General features: G+C 64.6%; 11 protein-coding genes. 6 read left to right on the top strand and 5 right to left on the bottom strand.

Translation table 11 applies throughout. The annotated features are described in order from the left end of the window. The 5 genes from RT614_RS00200 to leuC form a co-directional block, all read right to left on the bottom strand. Positions 1-1,412, bottom strand: a 1,412-nt coding sequence (locus tag RT614_RS00200; RefSeq protein WP_313619439.1) for a FimV/HubP family polar landmark protein, incomplete at its 3' end; no start/stop codon positions are given. Between the two features lie 326 nt (positions 1,413-1,738). Beyond that, on the bottom strand, positions 1,739-2,869 hold the full coding sequence (gene asd, locus RT614_RS00195; protein WP_313619438.1) for an aspartate-semialdehyde dehydrogenase: 1,131 nt from the start codon (positions 2,867-2,869) through the stop codon (positions 1,739-1,741). 246 nt (positions 2,870-3,115) lie between these two features. Beyond that, on the bottom strand, positions 3,116-4,192 hold the full coding sequence (gene leuB / locus RT614_RS00190; RefSeq protein WP_313619436.1) for a 3-isopropylmalate dehydrogenase: 1,077 nt from the start codon (positions 4,190-4,192) through the stop codon (positions 3,116-3,118). Between the two features lie 30 nt (positions 4,193-4,222). Then, positions 4,223-4,873, bottom strand: a complete 651-nt coding sequence (gene leuD / locus RT614_RS00185; RefSeq protein ID WP_313619434.1) for a 3-isopropylmalate dehydratase small subunit — start codon at positions 4,871-4,873, stop codon at positions 4,223-4,225. A 23-nt stretch (positions 4,874-4,896) separates the two neighbouring features. Next, positions 4,897-6,300, bottom strand: a complete 1,404-nt coding sequence (leuC, locus tag RT614_RS00180; protein ID WP_313619432.1) for a 3-isopropylmalate dehydratase large subunit — start codon at positions 6,298-6,300, stop codon at positions 4,897-4,899. 525 nt (positions 6,301-6,825) lie between these two features. Between leuC and RT614_RS00175 the strand changes: the two genes are divergently transcribed. The 6 genes from RT614_RS00175 to RT614_RS00150 form a co-directional block, all read left to right on the top strand. Further along, positions 6,826-8,328: a TolC family outer membrane protein gene (locus tag RT614_RS00175; RefSeq protein WP_313619430.1), complete on the top strand. Its 1,503-nt coding sequence runs from the start codon at positions 6,826-6,828 to the stop codon at positions 8,326-8,328. 25 nt (positions 8,329-8,353) lie between these two features. Beyond that, positions 8,354-8,566: a hypothetical protein gene (locus tag RT614_RS00170; protein WP_313619428.1), complete on the top strand. Its 213-nt coding sequence runs from the start codon at positions 8,354-8,356 to the stop codon at positions 8,564-8,566. Then, complete coding sequence (locus RT614_RS00165) at positions 8,550-10,715, top strand: type I secretion system permease/ATPase (RefSeq protein ID WP_409558412.1); 2,166 nt, start codon at positions 8,550-8,552, stop codon at positions 10,713-10,715. The genes RT614_RS00170 and RT614_RS00165 overlap by 17 nt, the downstream gene beginning before the upstream one ends. Positions 10,716-10,722: 7 nt before the next feature. Then, positions 10,723-12,144 carry an HlyD family type I secretion periplasmic adaptor subunit gene (locus RT614_RS00160; protein WP_313619426.1) on the top strand — a complete coding sequence of 474 codons (1,422 nt, stop codon included), beginning with the start codon at positions 10,723-10,725 and terminating at the stop codon, positions 12,142-12,144. A gap of 19 nt (positions 12,145-12,163) precedes the next feature. Further along, positions 12,164-12,820: a response regulator transcription factor gene (locus RT614_RS00155; RefSeq protein ID WP_313619424.1), complete on the top strand. Its 657-nt coding sequence runs from the start codon at positions 12,164-12,166 to the stop codon at positions 12,818-12,820. Between the two features lie 84 nt (positions 12,821-12,904). Next, positions 12,905-16,481 (top strand): retention module-containing protein (locus RT614_RS00150; protein ID WP_313619423.1); only part of this gene is annotated, 3,577 nt, incomplete at its 3' end.

The following is a 16,481-nucleotide window of genomic DNA, read 5'->3' as shown; positions in this document are numbered from 1 at the left end:
GTGCCTGCCGCGCCGGTGTTACCTGCCGGACTGGAGGTGCCCGGGGCGCCTGCGGCGCCCGGAGTGCCTGCCGTGCCCTGTGCGCCGGCTGCACCGGGCGTGCCCGCTGCGCCAGTTGCGCCCGGAGTGCCTGCTGCGCCCGGAGTGCCTGCTGCGCCCGGAGTGCCTGCCGCGCCCGAAGCGCCTGCGGCACCGGTGGCGCCTGGCGCTCCCGACGTTCCTGCTGGTCCCTGCGCGCCTGCCGCTCCCGGCGTTCCAGCTGCTCCCGGCGCACCTGCCGCTCCCGGCGTTCCAGCTGCTCCCGGCGCGCCTGCGGCGCCCTGCGAACCGGCGGAGCCAGTCGCGCCCGCCGTGCCCGCGCCCGCCGTGCCCGACTGTTGGGCGACGGCCTTGGTCAATTCTTCGACATTGCTTTGGAGCCTGTCCACGCGGCCACGGGCGTCGGCCAAGGCGCGTTCTTTGGACGTTTGTGCATCAGCCTGCGCTTCGGCTTGCGTCGCGGCGCTGTCCTGGCTCTGGCCTGTGGACAGACGCACGCGGTCTTGCGACGGTGCGGCGCTGGCCACGCTGCCCGAGTCAGCCGGTGGCGCAACGGTGCCGGATGCCGCGTCCTGCCCCTTGACCACGGACGGGTTCGCCCCTGCCGCCGCGCCCACGCGCGCGCGGTACTTGGCATAGGCTTCTGCGTGTTCGTTGAAGATGCGGCGCGCTTCGGCCGGATCGATGGCGCGCACGGTGGCGGCGTCGGGAATCTTGAGCTTCTGGCCGGTGCGGACCAGATTCATGTTGTTCTGGATGAAGGCCTGGGGATTGGCACGCCACAAGGCCACCAGCATCTGATAGACCGACGCGTTGGGCACGGCGTTGCGCTGGGCAATGGCAAACAGATAATCGCCCGACTTCACTGTTACCGTGCCTGTCGTGCCGCCCGTCCGGCCGGGCGCGCCCACTGCGGCGGGCGTCACGTCGGCGCTGGTGCCGCGCAGCGGCACCAAAATGCTGACCTGCACCTGCCGCTGCCCGGAGCTGGAATTGACGTCCAGCAACAGGTCCACCGCTCCGCCTGACGGCGCCTGCGTGGACCTGATCCGCAGGTTCTTGCGCGTGGGGTCCAGGCCGTCTTCAATGCGGACCACCATGCTGGCCAAGGGAACCGGCGGCTTCACGCCCGCACGCTGCCAGGCGGCTTCGTCCGCGATGGAAGCCTTCAATGAGCTGATTTCGTCGGGTGTCAGTTCCTGCAGGCCCACCATCGCCTGCAGGGGCGCGCCCGGCGCGGAAACGACACGCGAATGCCCCACGCGCATGGCCAGCGCCGAACCGCAGACGCTTGAACCGATTGCCAGCGCAATTGCCCACTGAAGGGTTTTCAAACGGCGGGCATGCTTCACTTGGCGCGAACGCTGGGTCATAAGCTGGAATTCCGTTCTTGTAATCGAATTACGGGCTAGGGCCGGTCACGCCATCTGCAGCGGAAAATAGGCCTCAATTCACCCGAAAAGTGTAATGGATCAAGCGCATTTCACAAACCTGAAAGGGGCATGGACGTTGGCGGGCGGGCACATGCGCCGCCGCGCGATGGCGCCTCCGCGGACCGATCTGCGTCGGCCGTCTTGCGTAGGACACTACGCGTAAGCCATTTCGGGTAGGTCCCGGCACAAACGACAAGGGCACCCGAAGGTGCCCCGCCAGCCAGTCGTGCAGGATCGGGCGGCTATGAACGCCGCCCGAATCCGCATCAGGCTTCGTTCAGCGCGATGCGCAGCATGCGGCGCAGCGGCTCGGCCGCGCCCCACAGCAGTTGGTCGCCCACCGTGAAGGCGCCCAGGTACTGCGAGCCCATCGACAGCTTGCGCAGGCGGCCCACCGGGATGTCCAGCGTGCCGGTGACGGCGACAGGCGTCAACGCGGAAACGGTTGCTTCCTTGGTGTTGGGAACGACCTTGGCCCACTGCGTGCCCTGAGCGATGAGGGATTCGATTTCGTCCAGCGGCACATCGCGCTTGAGCTTGATGGTCAGCGCCTGGCTGTGGCAGCGCATCGCACCGATGCGCACGCACAGGCCGTCGATCGGGGTGGCGGGCGTGCCAAAGGCGGCGCCGCGACCCAGGATCTTGTTGGTCTCGACTTCGCCCTTCCATTCTTCCTTGGACATCCCGTTGCCCAGGTCCTTGTCGATCCAGGGAATCAGGTTGCCGCCCAGCGGCACGCCGAAATGCTCGTGCGGCAAGGCGTCGTCCTTCTGCTTGGCCAGCACGCCGCGGTCGATCTCGAGGATGGCCGACGCCGGGTCGTCCAGCAGGGATTTGACCGACTGGTTGATCTCGCCAAACTGCGTCAGCAGTTCGCGCATGTGCTGCGCGCCGCCGCCGGACGCCGCCTGGTACGTCATGGTGGTCATCCACTCGACCAGGTCGTTGTTGAACAGGCCAGCCAGGCCCATCAGCATGCAGCTGACGGTGCAGTTGCCGCCGACGAAGTTGCGCACGCCGCGCTTGAGCGCCGCGTCGATCACCGGACGGTTGACGGGATCCAGCACGATGATGGCGTCATCTGCCATGCGCAGGGTGCTGGCCGCGTCGATCCAGATGCCGTTCCAGCCTGCGCCGCGCAGCTTCGGATAGACCTCGGACGTGTAGTCCCCGCCTTGCGCCGTGACGATGATGGGCAGTTTTTTCAGAGCGTCGATGTCGTAGGCGTCTTGCAGCGGACCTGCGCCATTGGCCCAAGTGGGCGCGGCGCCGCCAGCGTTGCTGGTGGAGAAAAACACCGGTTCGATCAGTGCGAAGTCGTTCTCGTCGCGCATGCGTTGCATGAGCACCGAGCCGACCATACCGCGCCAGCCGACAAGGCCTACTGCTTGATTCATTTCAATCGCTCTTTAAAGGTGGGGACAAGGTTCGGGAAGGGGAAATTCCGTGCAATTCAACAATTTATCAGAATGCACGGAGGGATGTTGCGCCGCAGCTAGAAAAAAACGGGGCCACAGTATTCGGGGCCGGCTTCTTCGCATACCAGCCACAAAAGTCGGGCCGCCCGAAGGCGGCCCCGACTGACGCTATATATATAGCGGCGCGCCGATCGACCAAACGACGGCGCGCCACCTGGCCCCGTGTCAGGCCAGGGCCTTCAGGACGGCATCGCCCATGCCTGCGGTGCTGACCTTGGTGGTGCCTGCCTCGAAGATGTCGGCGGTGCGCAGGCCACTGGCCAGCACGCTGCGCACGGCGGCTTCGATGCGATCGGCCTGGGGCGCCAGGTTCAGCGAATAGCGCAGCAGCATGGCGGCCGACAGGATGGTCGCCAAGGGATTGGCGATGCCCTGCCCCGCGATGTCCGGCGCCGAACCGTGGCTGGGCTCGTACAGACCCTGGCCGCCGGCGTTCAGCGACGCCGAAGGCAGCATGCCGATCGAACCGGTCAGCATGGCGGCCTCGTCCGACAGGATGTCGCCGAACAGGTTGCCCGTCACGATGACGTCGAACTGGCGGGGATTGCGCACCAGTTGCATGGCAGCATTGTCGACGTACATGTGCGAGAGCTCCACGTCGGGATACTCGCGAGCCACTTCGATCACGATGTCGCGCCAGAACTGCGAGGTTTCCAGCACGTTGGCCTTGTCCACGCTGCACAGCTTCTTGTTGCGCTTGCGGGCCGATTCAAAGCCGATGCGCGCGATGCGGCGCACTTCGGATTCGGCGTAGCGCATGGTGTCGTAACCTTCGCGTTCGCCGGCGAACGCGCCATCGGGCGACGGACGCACGCCGCGCGGCGTACCGAAATAGATGTCGCCGGTAAGTTCGCGGATGATCAGGATATCCAGGCCGGACACGATTTCGGGCTTGAGCGACGAGGCGCTGGCCAGTTCCGGGTACAGGATGGCCGGACGCAGATTGGCGAACAAGCCCAGCGCCTTGCGCAGCCCCAGAATGGCCTGCTCCGGACGGAATTCGCGCGGCAGGCTGTCGTACTTCCAGTCGCCGACTGCGCCGAACAGCACGGCATGCGATTCCTTGGCCAGGTTCAGCGTGGCCGGGGGCAGCGGATGTTCGAACTGGTCGAAGGCCGCGCCACCCACGGGCGCCTGCTTGATATCGAAAGGCACGTCCAGCGCCTTCAGGACGCGCACGGCCTGTTCGACGATTTCCGGCCCGATGCCGTCACCCGGCAAGACTGCGATGTTGTGAGTCATTGAGAAACGATCCTGTGGTCGAGGTATTGATCAGGCGATGGGGCGGCTTTCGAGCCAGGGATGGCGCGCAAGGCGCTCGGCTTCGAAGGCGCGGATCTTGTCGGAATGGCGCAAGGTCAGGCCGATGTCGTCCAGGCCGTTGAGCAGGCAATACTTGCGGAAGGGTTCGATATCGAAGCCCATTGCGCGGCCGTCGGCGGCAATCACGACCTGGCGGTCCAGGTCGATGTTCAGCTTGTAGCCCGGGAATGCCTTCACTTCGTCGAACAGTCGCGCCACTTCAAGTTCGGACAGCACGATCGGCAGCAAGCCATTCTTGAAGCTGTTGTTGAAGAAGATGTCCGCGTAGGACGGCGCGATGATGGCGCGGAAGCCAAACTGGGTCAGCGCCCACGGCGCGTGCTCGCGGCTGGAACCGCAGCCGAAGTTCTTGCGGGCCAGCAAAACCGAAGCGCCCTGGTAACGCGGCTGGTTCAGGACGAAATCCGGGTTGAGCGGACGCTTGGTGTTGTCCATGCCGGGTTCGCCGTGGTCCAGGTAACGCAGCTCGTCGAACAGGTTGGGACCGAAGCCCGTGCGCTGGATCGACTTGAGGAATTGCTTGGGAATGATGAGGTCCGTATCGACGTTTTCGCGATCGAGCGGAGCCACCAGGCCTTCGTGAGTGGTAAATGCTTGCATGTTGTCTACTCGGTGCTTGACGCTTAACGGAAGGTGCGGACGTCGACGAAATGGCCGGCGACGGCTGCCGCGGCGGCCATGGCCGGGCTGACCAGGTGCGTGCGGCCGCCCTGCCCTTGCCGTCCTTCGAAATTGCGGTTCGACGTGGAAGCGCAACGTTCGCCCGGTTCAAGGCGGTCGGCGTTCATGGCCAGGCACATCGAACAGCCCGGTTCGCGCCATTCAAACCCGGCTTCGATGAAGATCTTGTCCAGGCCTTCACGTTCGGCCTGCTGTTTGACCAGGCCCGACCCCGGCACCACCATCGCCTGACGCACATTGGACGCCACGCGTTTGCCACGCGCCACCACCGCGGCGGCGCGCAGGTCTTCGATGCGCGAGTTGGTGCACGAGCCAATGAAAACGCGATCCACGCGGATATCGGTGAGCGGCGTATTGGGCTTCAGGCCCATGTATTCCAGCGCGCGTTCCATGCCGCTGCGGCGCACGTCGTCCTTTTCGCGATCGGGATCGGGCACGCGGGAGTCCACCGGCAGCACCATTTCGGGCGACGTGCCCCAGGTGACTTGCGGCTTGATGTCGCGCGCGTTGACTTCCACCACGGTGTCGAACTTGGCGCCTTCGTCGGTGTGCAGTGTGCGCCAGTACTTGACCGCCTGGTCCCACACGACGCCCGTGGGCGCGAAGGGACGGCCGCGGAAATATTCGACGGTCTTTTCGTCGACCGCCACCATGCCCGAGCGGGCGCCGGCTTCAATCGCCATGTTGCAGACGGTCATGCGACCTTCCACGGACAGGGCGCGGATGGTGCTGCCGGCGAATTCGATTGCATGGCCGGTGCCGCCGGCCGTGCCGATGATGCCGATGATGTGCAGCACTACGTCCTTGGCCGTACAGCCGAAGGGCAGTTCGCCGTCGACCTTGATCAGCATGCTCTTGGCTTTCTTCATGAGCAGCGTCTGGGTAGCCAGGACGTGTTCGACCTCGGACGTGCCGATGCCGAAGGCCAGTGCGCCCAGCGCGCCGTGCGTGCTGGTGTGCGAATCGCCACAGACGACCGTCATGCCGGGCAGCGTTGCGCCCTGTTCCGGCCCGATCACGTGAACGATGCCCTGGCGCAGATCGTTCATGCGGAATTCGGTGATGCCGTACTTGCCGCAATTGGCGTCCAGCGTATCGACCTGCAGACGCGAGATGGGATCGTCGATGCCTTGGGCGCGATTCATCGTCGGCACGTTGTGGTCCGCCACCGCCAGATTGGCGCCGGTGCGCCAGGGCTTGCGGCCGGCCAGCGTCAGCCCTTCGAACGCCTGCGGGCTGGTGACTTCGTGCAGCAGGTGACGGTCGATATAGAGAAGACAGGTGCCGTCTGATTCCTGGTGGACGATGTGGGCGTCCCAGAGTTTGTCGTAAAGAGTTTGGGCCATGGATGCGCTCTGCAAATAGACAATCCGGCTTGAGCCGCGCGCAGGGAAAACGCTTCCCTGCCGCGCCAACTGCTGCGGCATGAGGGAATTATGCCCAGCCCCCAAACCTAGTACAAGCACACCATATATACCAGTACTACCACTACCATGCTGCGCCCGCGCCTGCCGCAGTTCCACGCGTTATGTCGACTTGTTACATATCAAATTGATCTGCCGGAATAATCCCACCCTGATACAAGTTGGAAAACAAAATAGATACAAAACTCTCAAATAGATATAATCCGCTTTCGCCTCGATATCATATCTATCGAAATAATGCGCAATAAACCGTATTAATAGAAATAATACTCTCGCGCATATGCGAAATTCGTGCAAATTCGACGTCGTTAGTAGGGGTTGCGCGAAAATCACGCCATGGACTGTCAGCAACATTCCTCAAGAATTAACAAATCTTGACTCGCCAAAACTGACATTTACATACAACATGGCGGCCATCAATCTCAACTTGACTCGCGAATAATCACTATGGCTTCGTTTTTGCTCAAAAGCACGGCTTCGGCCATTGCCCTTGCATTCGTACCCGCGGCATTTGCACAGTCCACGGCGCCCGCCGCGCCCAATTCCGCCGCTCAGCCAGTGACGTTGAACCAGGTGGTTGAACAGACACTGCTCAGCAACCCGGAAATCCAGGCCAAGTACCACGATTTCCAGGCATCCCTTGAAGGCCAGGCTGTCGCCCGCGCCGCCTTCTTCCCCCAGATCAACGCGCAGGGCTTCGTGGGCCGTGAATGGCGCAACAACGTTCCCGCCGTCGGATCGCAAAGCTGGAACCGTCCCGGCTACAGCGTCGAACTGCGTCAACTGATATTCGACGGTTTCCGCACCAGCAACGACGTCAAGCAGGCCGGCTTCGACAAGCTCGCCCGCTTCTATGACGTGCTTGCCACCAGCGACACCACCGCTTTCTCGGCCGTGCAGGCGTATATCGACCTGCAGCGCTATCGCGACATGGAGTTGCTGGCGCGCCAGAACTACTCCCTGCACGAGCAGACCCTGAAGCAGATCGGCGAACGCACGGAATCCGGCGTGGGCCGCCGCGTCGATCTGGAACAGGCTGGCGGCCGCCTGGCGCTGGCCCAGACCAACCTGATGACCGAGACGGCCAATCTGCTGGACGTGCAACAGCGCTTCCAACGCGTAACCGGTGGCCTGCCCCCTGAATCGATGCAGCCCCCGCCCGACATCTCCGACAAGCTGCCGAAGACCCCGGGCAACTTCAACGAGTCGCTGCGCCGCAACCCCAGCTTCCTGTCCAAGCAAGCCGGCCTGCAGGCCGCGCAAGCCGGCGTGGCATCGTCCAAGGGCGCGTTCTCGCCGAAGTTCGAGTTCGTCGCCAACACCGGCCGCGACGAAAACGACCCCACGCCGCAGAACCGCGACATCCAGAGCTCCACCGTGCAGGTCGTGATGAGTTACAACCTGTACCGCGGAGGCGCCGATTCGGCGCGTGTACGCCAAACGGCCGCCCAGTCCTACGCCGCCCGCGACATTCGCGACTACACTTGCCGCAACGTGCAGCAGGACCTGGCCGTGGCCTGGAACAATATCACCAGCCTGAACCAGAAGCTGCCGTTCCTGCGTGACCACGAAGTCGCCACCACCAAGGTGCGGGACGCCTATGCGCAGCAGTTCCAGATCGGCCAACGGTCGCTCCTGGACCTGCTGGACACGGAAAACGAACTTTTCGAATCCCGCCGTGCGCTGACCAGCGCCATTTATGATTTGCGCCTTGCGCAGTATCGCTGGCTGGCGCTGTCCCACACCCTGCTGCCGGCACTGTCGCTGCAACCCGCGCGCAATGAGATGCCCGAGGAAAACGGCAAGCTGGAAGTGTCGGAAGAAGTGATCAAGCTTTGCAATTCGACGGTTCCGGACACGGCCCGCCTGGCTCCCGTGCGCGTGCAATACAACGAAGGCACCCTGCCGCCCACGCTGGTGCCCATCAACGCGCCGAACGCCCGCCCCTGACGGACGCGCGACGCAAGGAGGCCGAATGGCAAACCCGGGCAATGATTTCTCGCAATTGGACGCGGACTTTGTCCGCGTTCTGGAAGACTTGATCGACGCGTTGATCGCCAACGGCACCTTGCGCATGACGGATCTGCCTATCCAGGCCCAGCAAAAACTCACCCAGCGCAAGCAACAGCGCGCGCGCCTCTCGGAACATCTGGACCTGTTGGATGACGAAGATGGACAAGTTATCTGAATTGGCGTCCCGGGATTGGCGCGCGGACGCTCGCGCCGCGCACGACGACCCCTTGCTGGACTGCCTGGTTGAAATCACCCGCTTGCACGGGGTGACAGCCACCGGCCAGGCCCTGTCGGCTGGCCTGCCCCTGGAAGAACACCGCCTCACGCCCGCCCTGCTGCCCCGAGCCGCCGCGCGGGCGCAGTTGTCCGCGCGTGTGGTCAAGCGCACGCTGGACGACATCCCGCAGGACCTGCTTCCGGCCATTCTGCTGCTCAAGGGCGAACGCGCCTGCCTGCTGCTCAAGAACGACGGCGGCAAGTTCGTGGTCAGCCATCCCGAGCTGGGTGGCAGCGCCATTGAAATGGACCCCGCCGAGCTGTCTGCGCAGTACAGCGGGCTGGTCTGCTTCGTGCGTCCGCAATTCCGCTTCGACGCCCGCTCCCCGGAAGTCGCCAAGGTGCGTGAGCGCCACTGGTTCTGGGCCGCCATCCTGGAGAACCGCCGCCTGTACCGGGATGCCCTGGTCGCGGCGCTGCTGATCAACATCTTCGCCATGGCGATGCCGTTGTTCACCATGAACGTCTATGACCGCGTCGTCCCGAACAACGCCGTCGAGACGCTGTGGGTGCTGGCCATCGGCATCACGCTGGTGGTGATTTTCAACATGATCCTGAGCACGGCGCGATCCCATGTCGTGGACAGCGCCAGCAAACGGGTGGACGTCCGCCTGTCGGCCCAGATCATGGAACGCGTGCTGGACCTGCGCCTGGAAGGCCGCCCGGTATCGGTGGGATCGTTCGCGGCCAACCTGCGTTCGTTCGAATCCATCCGCGATTTCATTGCGTCCGCCACCATTACCACCCTGGTCGACCTGCCTTTCATCCTGCTGTTCCTGGGCGCGCTGGCCTGGATATCGCCGTGGATGATCCTGCCGCCATTGGTGGCGATCGTGCTGATCCTGCTGGTGTCGCTTGCGGCGCAGGCGCGCATGGAAGCCCTGACCATGGCTTCGTTCCAGGCCGCGTCGCAGCGCAACGCGACGCTCGTGGAAGCACTGACGGGCCTTGAAGCCGTCAAGACGCTCAATGCCCAGGGCGCGATCCAGCGCAACTGGGAGCGCGCCACCGAATTCATCGCGCAGACCGGCGGCAAACTCAAGCTGATCTCCTCGTCCACGGTGGGCTTCGTGCAGGCGGTTCAGCAGCTGGTGTCGATCGCCGTCGTGATCATCGGCGTGTACCTGGCGCAGGAATCCGCCCTGTCGATGGGCGGCATCATCGCCGCCTCGATGATTGCCGGCCGCTGCCTGTCGCCGCTGGGCCAGGTCGCGGGCCTGTTGATGCAGTACCAGAATGCGCGCACGTCGCTGGGCTCGATCGACAACTACATGAAACTGCCGATCGAGCGTCCGGCGGAAGCCGAATTCCTGCATCGCCCCGTCTTTCACGGCGGCCTGGAATTCCGCGATGTGACGTTTACCTATCCGGGCAGCACGCAGCCCGTGCTCAAGAAGGTGTCGTTCAAGCTCAAGCCCGGTGAAAAGGTCGGCATCATCGGCCGCATCGGATCCGGCAAGACGACGCTGGAAAAGCTGGCGCTGTCCTTGTACCAGCCGACTGAAGGCGCGGTCCTGCTGGACGGCGTGGACGTGCGGCAGATCGACCCGGCCGACGTGCGCCGAGCCATCGGCCACGTGCCCCAGGACCCGCTGCTGTTCTACGGCAGCCTGAAGCACAACCTGGCGATGGGCGCGCCCTATGCCGATGACGCCAGCATCCTGGCGGCCGCCAATATGGCCGGCGTGAGCGAATTCGCCAATCTGCACCCCAACGGCTTCGACATGATCATCGGCGAGCGCGGCGAATCGCTGTCCGGCGGACAACGCCAGTCAGTCGCGGTGGCGCGCGCGCTGATCAACGATCCGCCGATCCTGCTGCTGGACGAACCCAGCAGCAACATGGATCACCAGAGCGAAGCCCAGTTGCGCAAGCGCCTGGGCGAGGCCAGCGCCACCAAGACGATCCTGCTGGTCACGCACCGCACCGCCCTGCTGGAACTGGTGGACCGGCTGATCGTGATCGACAACGGCCACATCGTGGCTGATGGTCCCAAGGAACAAGTTGTCGAAGCCCTGCGTCAAGGACGCGTTGGACGCGGGAGCTGATGAAACCATGCTGAATAATCCTGGAGCCCCCAAGCACGGCCTGTTTGGCAGCCTGCTTCGCGCCCCGCGCAATCTTTTCGTGTTTTTCTTCGACCGGATCCTGGACGGCGCCGAAAAGGGCAAGCCGGCGCAGCGGTCCGACTACATCGGCAATGCCGAGTGGGTCATCCATGAATCGCAGGCGCGCGGCTCGCGCATCCTGCTGTGGACCTCGCTGCTGGCCACCATGGGATTGCTGTTCTGGGCCGGCACCGGCAGCATCGACGAGGTCGTCCGAGGCGAAGGCAAGGTCGTGCCGTCCCGTCAGGTCCAGATCATCCAGAGCCTGGACGGCGGCATCGTCGAAGAGATCCTGGTGCGCCCCGGCCAGGAAGTCGAAGCGGGCGAAATCCTGCTGAAGATCGATTCCACGCGTTTTGCCTCGTCGCTGGGCGAGAACAACGCGGAGTACATGTCGCTGCTGGCCAAGTCGGCCCGGCTGAAGGCCCTGGCCACCGGCGATCCCTTCGTGGCGCCCGAGGAAGTCCTGAAGCAGGCGCCCGGCCTGGTCGAAATGGAGCGCAATGCCTGGCAGGCGCGCACCACCGAACTGAACGCGACCGTCAACGTGGCGCGTGAACAGCTCAAGCAACGCCAGGAAGACCTGCGCGAAACGATCGCCAAGCGCGACCAGGCCTCGGCAAGCTGCGGCCTGACCTCGCGCGAGCTCCAGGTCACGCGTCCGCTTTTGAAGAGCGGCGCCGTGTCTGAAGTCGACCTGCTGCGCCTGCAGCGCGACGTGGCCCGCTACTGCGGCGAGCAGAAAGGCGCCGAGGCTCAGATCGACCGATTCCAGGCGTCGATCAAGGAAGCGGAAAGCAAGATCCAGGAAGCGGAGTTGAACATCCGTAACCAGGCCCGCATGGAGCTGTCGGAAACCAACACCAAGCTGTCGACGCTGCGCGAGGGCAAGCTGGCCCTGGCCGACCGCGTGAAGCTGGCCGAAGTCCGCGCACCGGTGCGCGGCACCGTCAAGACGCTGTTCAACAACACCGTCGGCGGCGTGGTTCAGCCGGGCAAGGACATCATTGAGATCGTTCCGAAGGACGACACGCTGCTCCTGGAAGTGCGCATCCAGCCGCGCGACATCGGTTTCCTGCACGCCGACCAGAAGGCGGAAGTGAAGTTCACGGCGTACGACTTCGCGATCTACGGCGGCCTGGAAGGCCGTGTGGAACAGATCGGCGCAGACACCGTGACCGACGAGAAAGGGAATTCGTACTACGTGGTGCGCGTGCGCACGGACCGCAGCACGGTCGGCGACAAGTTGTTGCCCATCATCCCCGGGATGGTGGCGGAGGTTCATATCCTGACAGGCAAGCGCACGGTGCTCCAGTACCTGCTCAAGCCCATTTTGCGGGCCAAGGCGAACGCCTTTACCGAACGTTAATGGAGAGCTTCAAGGCCTTATGAAACCCATTCCCGTCCTGTTGATTACGCACGACGATCTGCTTTGGCAGCACTGGCGCGCGCTTGACCCGGCGCGCTGGATGGCCGCCCGCGGGCGAGGCCTTGCCGATCTGCAACGCTGGCGAGAACAAGGCCGGTCGCTGGCGGTGCTGGATGCCGGCGTGCCCAAGCTGCCCTCCTGGCAGGATCCGGCCTGGATCCCGGCTCTGTCCGGGCTGCAGGTGGTAGTCGCCAGCGCCAGCCCGAACGACGAGCAAGGCACGCAGTCGCTGGGCGCGGGCGCCCACGGGTATTGCCACAGTTATGCGCAGCCCGCCGCGCTGGCGCAGGCCCTGGAAGTCGTGGCCTCCGGCGGCATCTGGATGGGACGGTCGCTGGTATCGCGGCTGCTCAAGCTGGTCACCGAACGGGCGCAGGACGTCTATGCCTGGGACGGCGGCCGGCTTACCGAGCGCGAGATCACGGTCGCGCGCTACGCGGCCAGCGGCCAGGCCAATGCGCAAATCGCCGAAGCCTTGGGCATCACCGAGCGCACGGTCAAGGCGCACCTGTCGGCCGTTTTCGACAAGCTGGGCGTTACCGACCGCCTTCAGCTCGCGCTCCTGGTCCACGGCATTTCGGCGCCCGCCGACGCGCGCAGCAAAATCCCTGCTTGAAACTGTCCTTGAGGACAATATGCGCCCGCGTTGGCGCCCCGTAGTATCTGGCCATCTTGGATAACTCCCTGAAACGGAACCAACATGGCCAACTCCTCTCCCGCAGTCGTCAATGAAATCACCGGTCGCGCGTGGATACGCAACAGCGACGGTTCGCTGACCGAATTGCACCAAGGCAGCAAAGTCCCCGCCGGCAGCGACGTCGTCACGGCCTCGGGCGCCACGGTTTCGCTTCAGGTTGAAAACGGCATGCCGATCGTGATCGGCGAAGGCCGCGAAGTGGCGGTGAACGGCGACATGACCGGCCCGTTGGCCGACCCGACGGAAGCCGCTGTCGCGCCGCCCTCGGGCACGGATTCCGACCGCCTGCTGGCCGCCCTGCAAGCCGGCCGCGACCCGTTCGACGAAATGGACCCGACGGCGGCCGTGGTGGCCGGCGGCGGCGATGCCGGCGGCAGCAGCTTCGTCCGCCTTGCCCGCATCCTTGAAACCACCAGCCCGCTGGACCTGGCTTACCCCAACCCGGCTCGCGCCGCCGACATCCTGCCCCGCGTGTCGGGCGCAGGCGCGTCGGGCGATGATGGCGCTGACGCCGTGGCAACCCCCACGACGCCTACTACTCCCACCACGCCGACGACTCCCACCACGCCCACGCCCGCCAACAACGCGCCGAACGCGTTGGACGACGCCAGCCGCGGCAACCAGAATTCCGAGATCCGCGGCAATCTGCTCAGCAACGATTCCGATCCCGACGGCGATCCGCTGGCGATCGCGTCGATCAATGGCCTCCCGATGGTTTCGGGCGGCATCAGCGTGCCGGGTTCCACCGGCGGCACCTTCGTTGTCCAGCCTGACGGCTCCTACGTGTTCACGCCGCGCGGCCAGTACGACTATCTGGCCGAGGGCGAAACGGCCACCAGCACGATCTCGTACACCATTACGGATCCGAGCGGCGCGACCTCCACCGCCACCGTCGTCGTGACGGTCACCGGCACCAACGACGGCCCCGTGTCGTCCGCGCTGACCAACCAGTCCGGCATCGATGCCCAGACGGAAATCCGCTATGACGTTTCCGACAGGTTCTCGGACACCGACACCAGCGACACCCTGACGTTCACCGCGACCGGCCTGCCGCCCGGCCTGTCCATCGATCCGAACACCGGCATCATCACCGGCACGATCGATCACTCCGCTTCGCAAGGCGGTAGCAATGGCGTCTACAACGTCACCGTGACCGCGACCGACCCGTCTGGCGCATCGACCTCGCAAGAGTTCACGTGGGACGTCACCAATCCGGCTCCGACCGCCGTCGCGGATACGGGATCGACCGACGAAGACACGTCGCTCAGCGTCGACGCCCAGAATGGCGTTCTGGCCAACGACACCGATCCGGACGGCGACACGCTGACCGTCTCGCAGGTCAACAACCAGCCGGGCAATGTGGGCACGGCGGTGGCCGGCCTGGGCGGCGGCACGTTCACCCTGAATGCCGACGGTTCGTACACCTTCAACCCCGGCTCCGACTTCCAGAACCTGGCTGCCGGCGAAAAGGCGACCAGCTCGATCATCTATACCGTTTCCGACGGCGAAGGCGGCACCAGCACGGCCACGCTGACGGTGGAAATCACGGGCACCAACGACACGCCGATCCTGACCCCGGACATCACGCTCGACGACCAGGCCGGCAACGACGGCGACCCCATCACCCCGGTCGACGTCTCCGGCCAGTTCACCGACGTGGACAACGGCGACGAACTGACCTACTCGGCCAACGGCCTGCCGCCCGGTCTGACCATCGACACGGCCACCGGCATCATCTCCGGCACCCTGGACAAGTCCGCCTCGCAAGGCGGCGCAGACGGCGTCTACACCGTCACCGTCACCGCCACCGACAAGAGCGGCGCTTCGGTGTCGCAGGACTTCTCGTGGGACGTGAAGAACCCGGCCCCGACCGCCGTCAAGGACAGCGGCTCGACCGACGAAAACACGTCGCTCAACGTCAACGCGCAGAATGGCGTTCTGGCCAACGACACCGATCCGGACGGCGACGCGCTGCACGTTTCGCAGGTCAACAACCAGCCGGGCAATGTGGGCGCGGCGGTGGCCGGCCAAGGCGGCGGCACCTTCACGTTGAACGCCGACGGCTCGTACACCTTCAACCCCGGCTCCGACTTCCAGAACCTGGCTGCCGGCGAAAAGGCGACCAGCTCGATCACCTATACCGTTTCGGACGGTGAAGGCGGCACCAGCTCGGCCACGCTGACGGTGGAAATCACGGGCACCAACGACGCCCCCACCGCCGTTGCCCTGGACAACCAGAACAACATGGACGGTGACACCGTCAACTACGACCTCTCCGGTTTCTTCAGCGATGTCGACAACGGCGATGTGCTGACCTACTCGGTCGATCACGTGCCCGGCGGCCTGAAGTTCGACACGGCCACCGGCACCTTCACCGGTACCTTTGCCAACTGGGCGTCCGATCACACCAATGTCAACATCAAGGGTGAATACCACATCACCGTAACGGCGACCGACCAATCCGGCGCTTCGGTATCCAAGACGTTCGTCTGGATCGTGGGCAACCCCGAGCCGATCGCCGCTGACGACACCGGCGCCACCGGCCAGGACAACGTGCTGGTGGTCGAACACCGCACCGAAGGCGTGTTGGGCAACGACACGGATCCGGACGGCGATCCCCTGCACGTTTCGCACGTCAACGGCGTTGCCGCGGGCGTGGGCACGGCTGTTGCCGGCTCCGACGGCGGCACCTTCACCCTGAACTCCGACGGCACCTATACGTTCAATCCGGGCACCGCCTTCCAGTACCTGGGTGCGGGCCAGGAGGCCACGACGTCGATCACCTACACGGTCTCCGACTTCCAGGGCGCCACGTCCACCGCCACGCTGACGATCACCGTCACCGGCACCAACGACACCCCGATCCTGACCCCGGGCGTCAAGCTGGACGACCTGAACAGCAATGACAGCGACGACATCACCCCCGTCGACATCTCCAGGCAGTTCAAGGACGTCGACAATGGCGACACGCTGGCTTACTCCGTCAAGGGCCTGCCGCCCGGACTGACCCTTGATCCGGCCACCGGCCTGATCACCGGCAAGATCGACTCCTCCGCTTCGCAAGGCGGCAACAACGGCGTCTACACCGTGGTCGTGACGGCCACGGACGCCAGCGGCGCCAAGATCTCGCAGAAGTTCGAATGGGACGTCAAGAACCCGGCCCCCGTCGCCGTCAACGATACGGACGCGACCGACGAAGACACGTCCCTGAATGTCGATGCCGAACACGGCGTGCTGGCCAATGATCGCGATCCGGATGGCGACACCATCAGGGTCTCGCAGGTCAATGGCAATGGCGCCAGCGTCGGGCAGCCGATCGCCGGCTCGCATGGCGGCAGCTTCACGCTTAACGCCGACGGTTCGTACTCGTTCAACCCCGGTTCCGACTTCCAGGCGCTGAACGAAGGCCAATCGGTTACCACGTCGATCACCTACACCGTGACGGACGCCGACGGCGCCAGCACGACCGCAACGTTGACCGTCACGGTCAACGGCCAGACCGACGGCCCCCCGGTGGTCACGCCTGTCGACACCGACGGCGACGTCACCAGCGCCCACAACAGCGTGGTCGAAGGTTCGG

This window comes from Achromobacter sp., from assembly GCF_032102605.1.
Classification (GTDB): Bacteria; Pseudomonadota; Gammaproteobacteria; order Burkholderiales; family Burkholderiaceae_B; genus Achromobacter.
The sequence above is the reverse complement of the archived record's forward strand: the minus strand, read 5'-3'. Positions and strand labels throughout refer to the sequence as shown.

Excerpts from the sequence above, each read along its gene's own strand:
- asd (WP_313619438.1), bottom strand. The coding sequence starts at position 2,869 with ATGAATCAAGCAGTAGGCCTTGTCGGCTGGCGCGGTATGGTCGGCTCG.
- leuB (WP_313619436.1), bottom strand. The coding sequence starts at position 4,192 with ATGACTCACAACATCGCAGTCTTGCCGGGTGACGGCATCGGGCCGGAA.
- leuD (WP_313619434.1), bottom strand. The coding sequence starts at position 4,873 with ATGCAAGCATTTACCACTCACGAAGGCCTGGTGGCTCCGCTCGATCGC.
- leuC (WP_313619432.1), bottom strand. The coding sequence starts at position 6,300 with ATGGCCCAAACTCTTTACGACAAACTCTGGGACGCCCACATCGTCCAC.
- RT614_RS00175 (WP_313619430.1), top strand. The coding sequence starts at position 6,826 with ATGGCTTCGTTTTTGCTCAAAAGCACGGCTTCGGCCATTGCCCTTGCA.
- RT614_RS00170 (WP_313619428.1), top strand. The coding sequence starts at position 8,354 with ATGGCAAACCCGGGCAATGATTTCTCGCAATTGGACGCGGACTTTGTC.
- RT614_RS00165 (WP_409558412.1), top strand. The coding sequence starts at position 8,550 with ATGGACAAGTTATCTGAATTGGCGTCCCGGGATTGGCGCGCGGACGCT.
- RT614_RS00160 (WP_313619426.1), top strand. The coding sequence starts at position 10,723 with ATGCTGAATAATCCTGGAGCCCCCAAGCACGGCCTGTTTGGCAGCCTG.
- RT614_RS00155 (WP_313619424.1), top strand. The coding sequence starts at position 12,164 with ATGAAACCCATTCCCGTCCTGTTGATTACGCACGACGATCTGCTTTGG.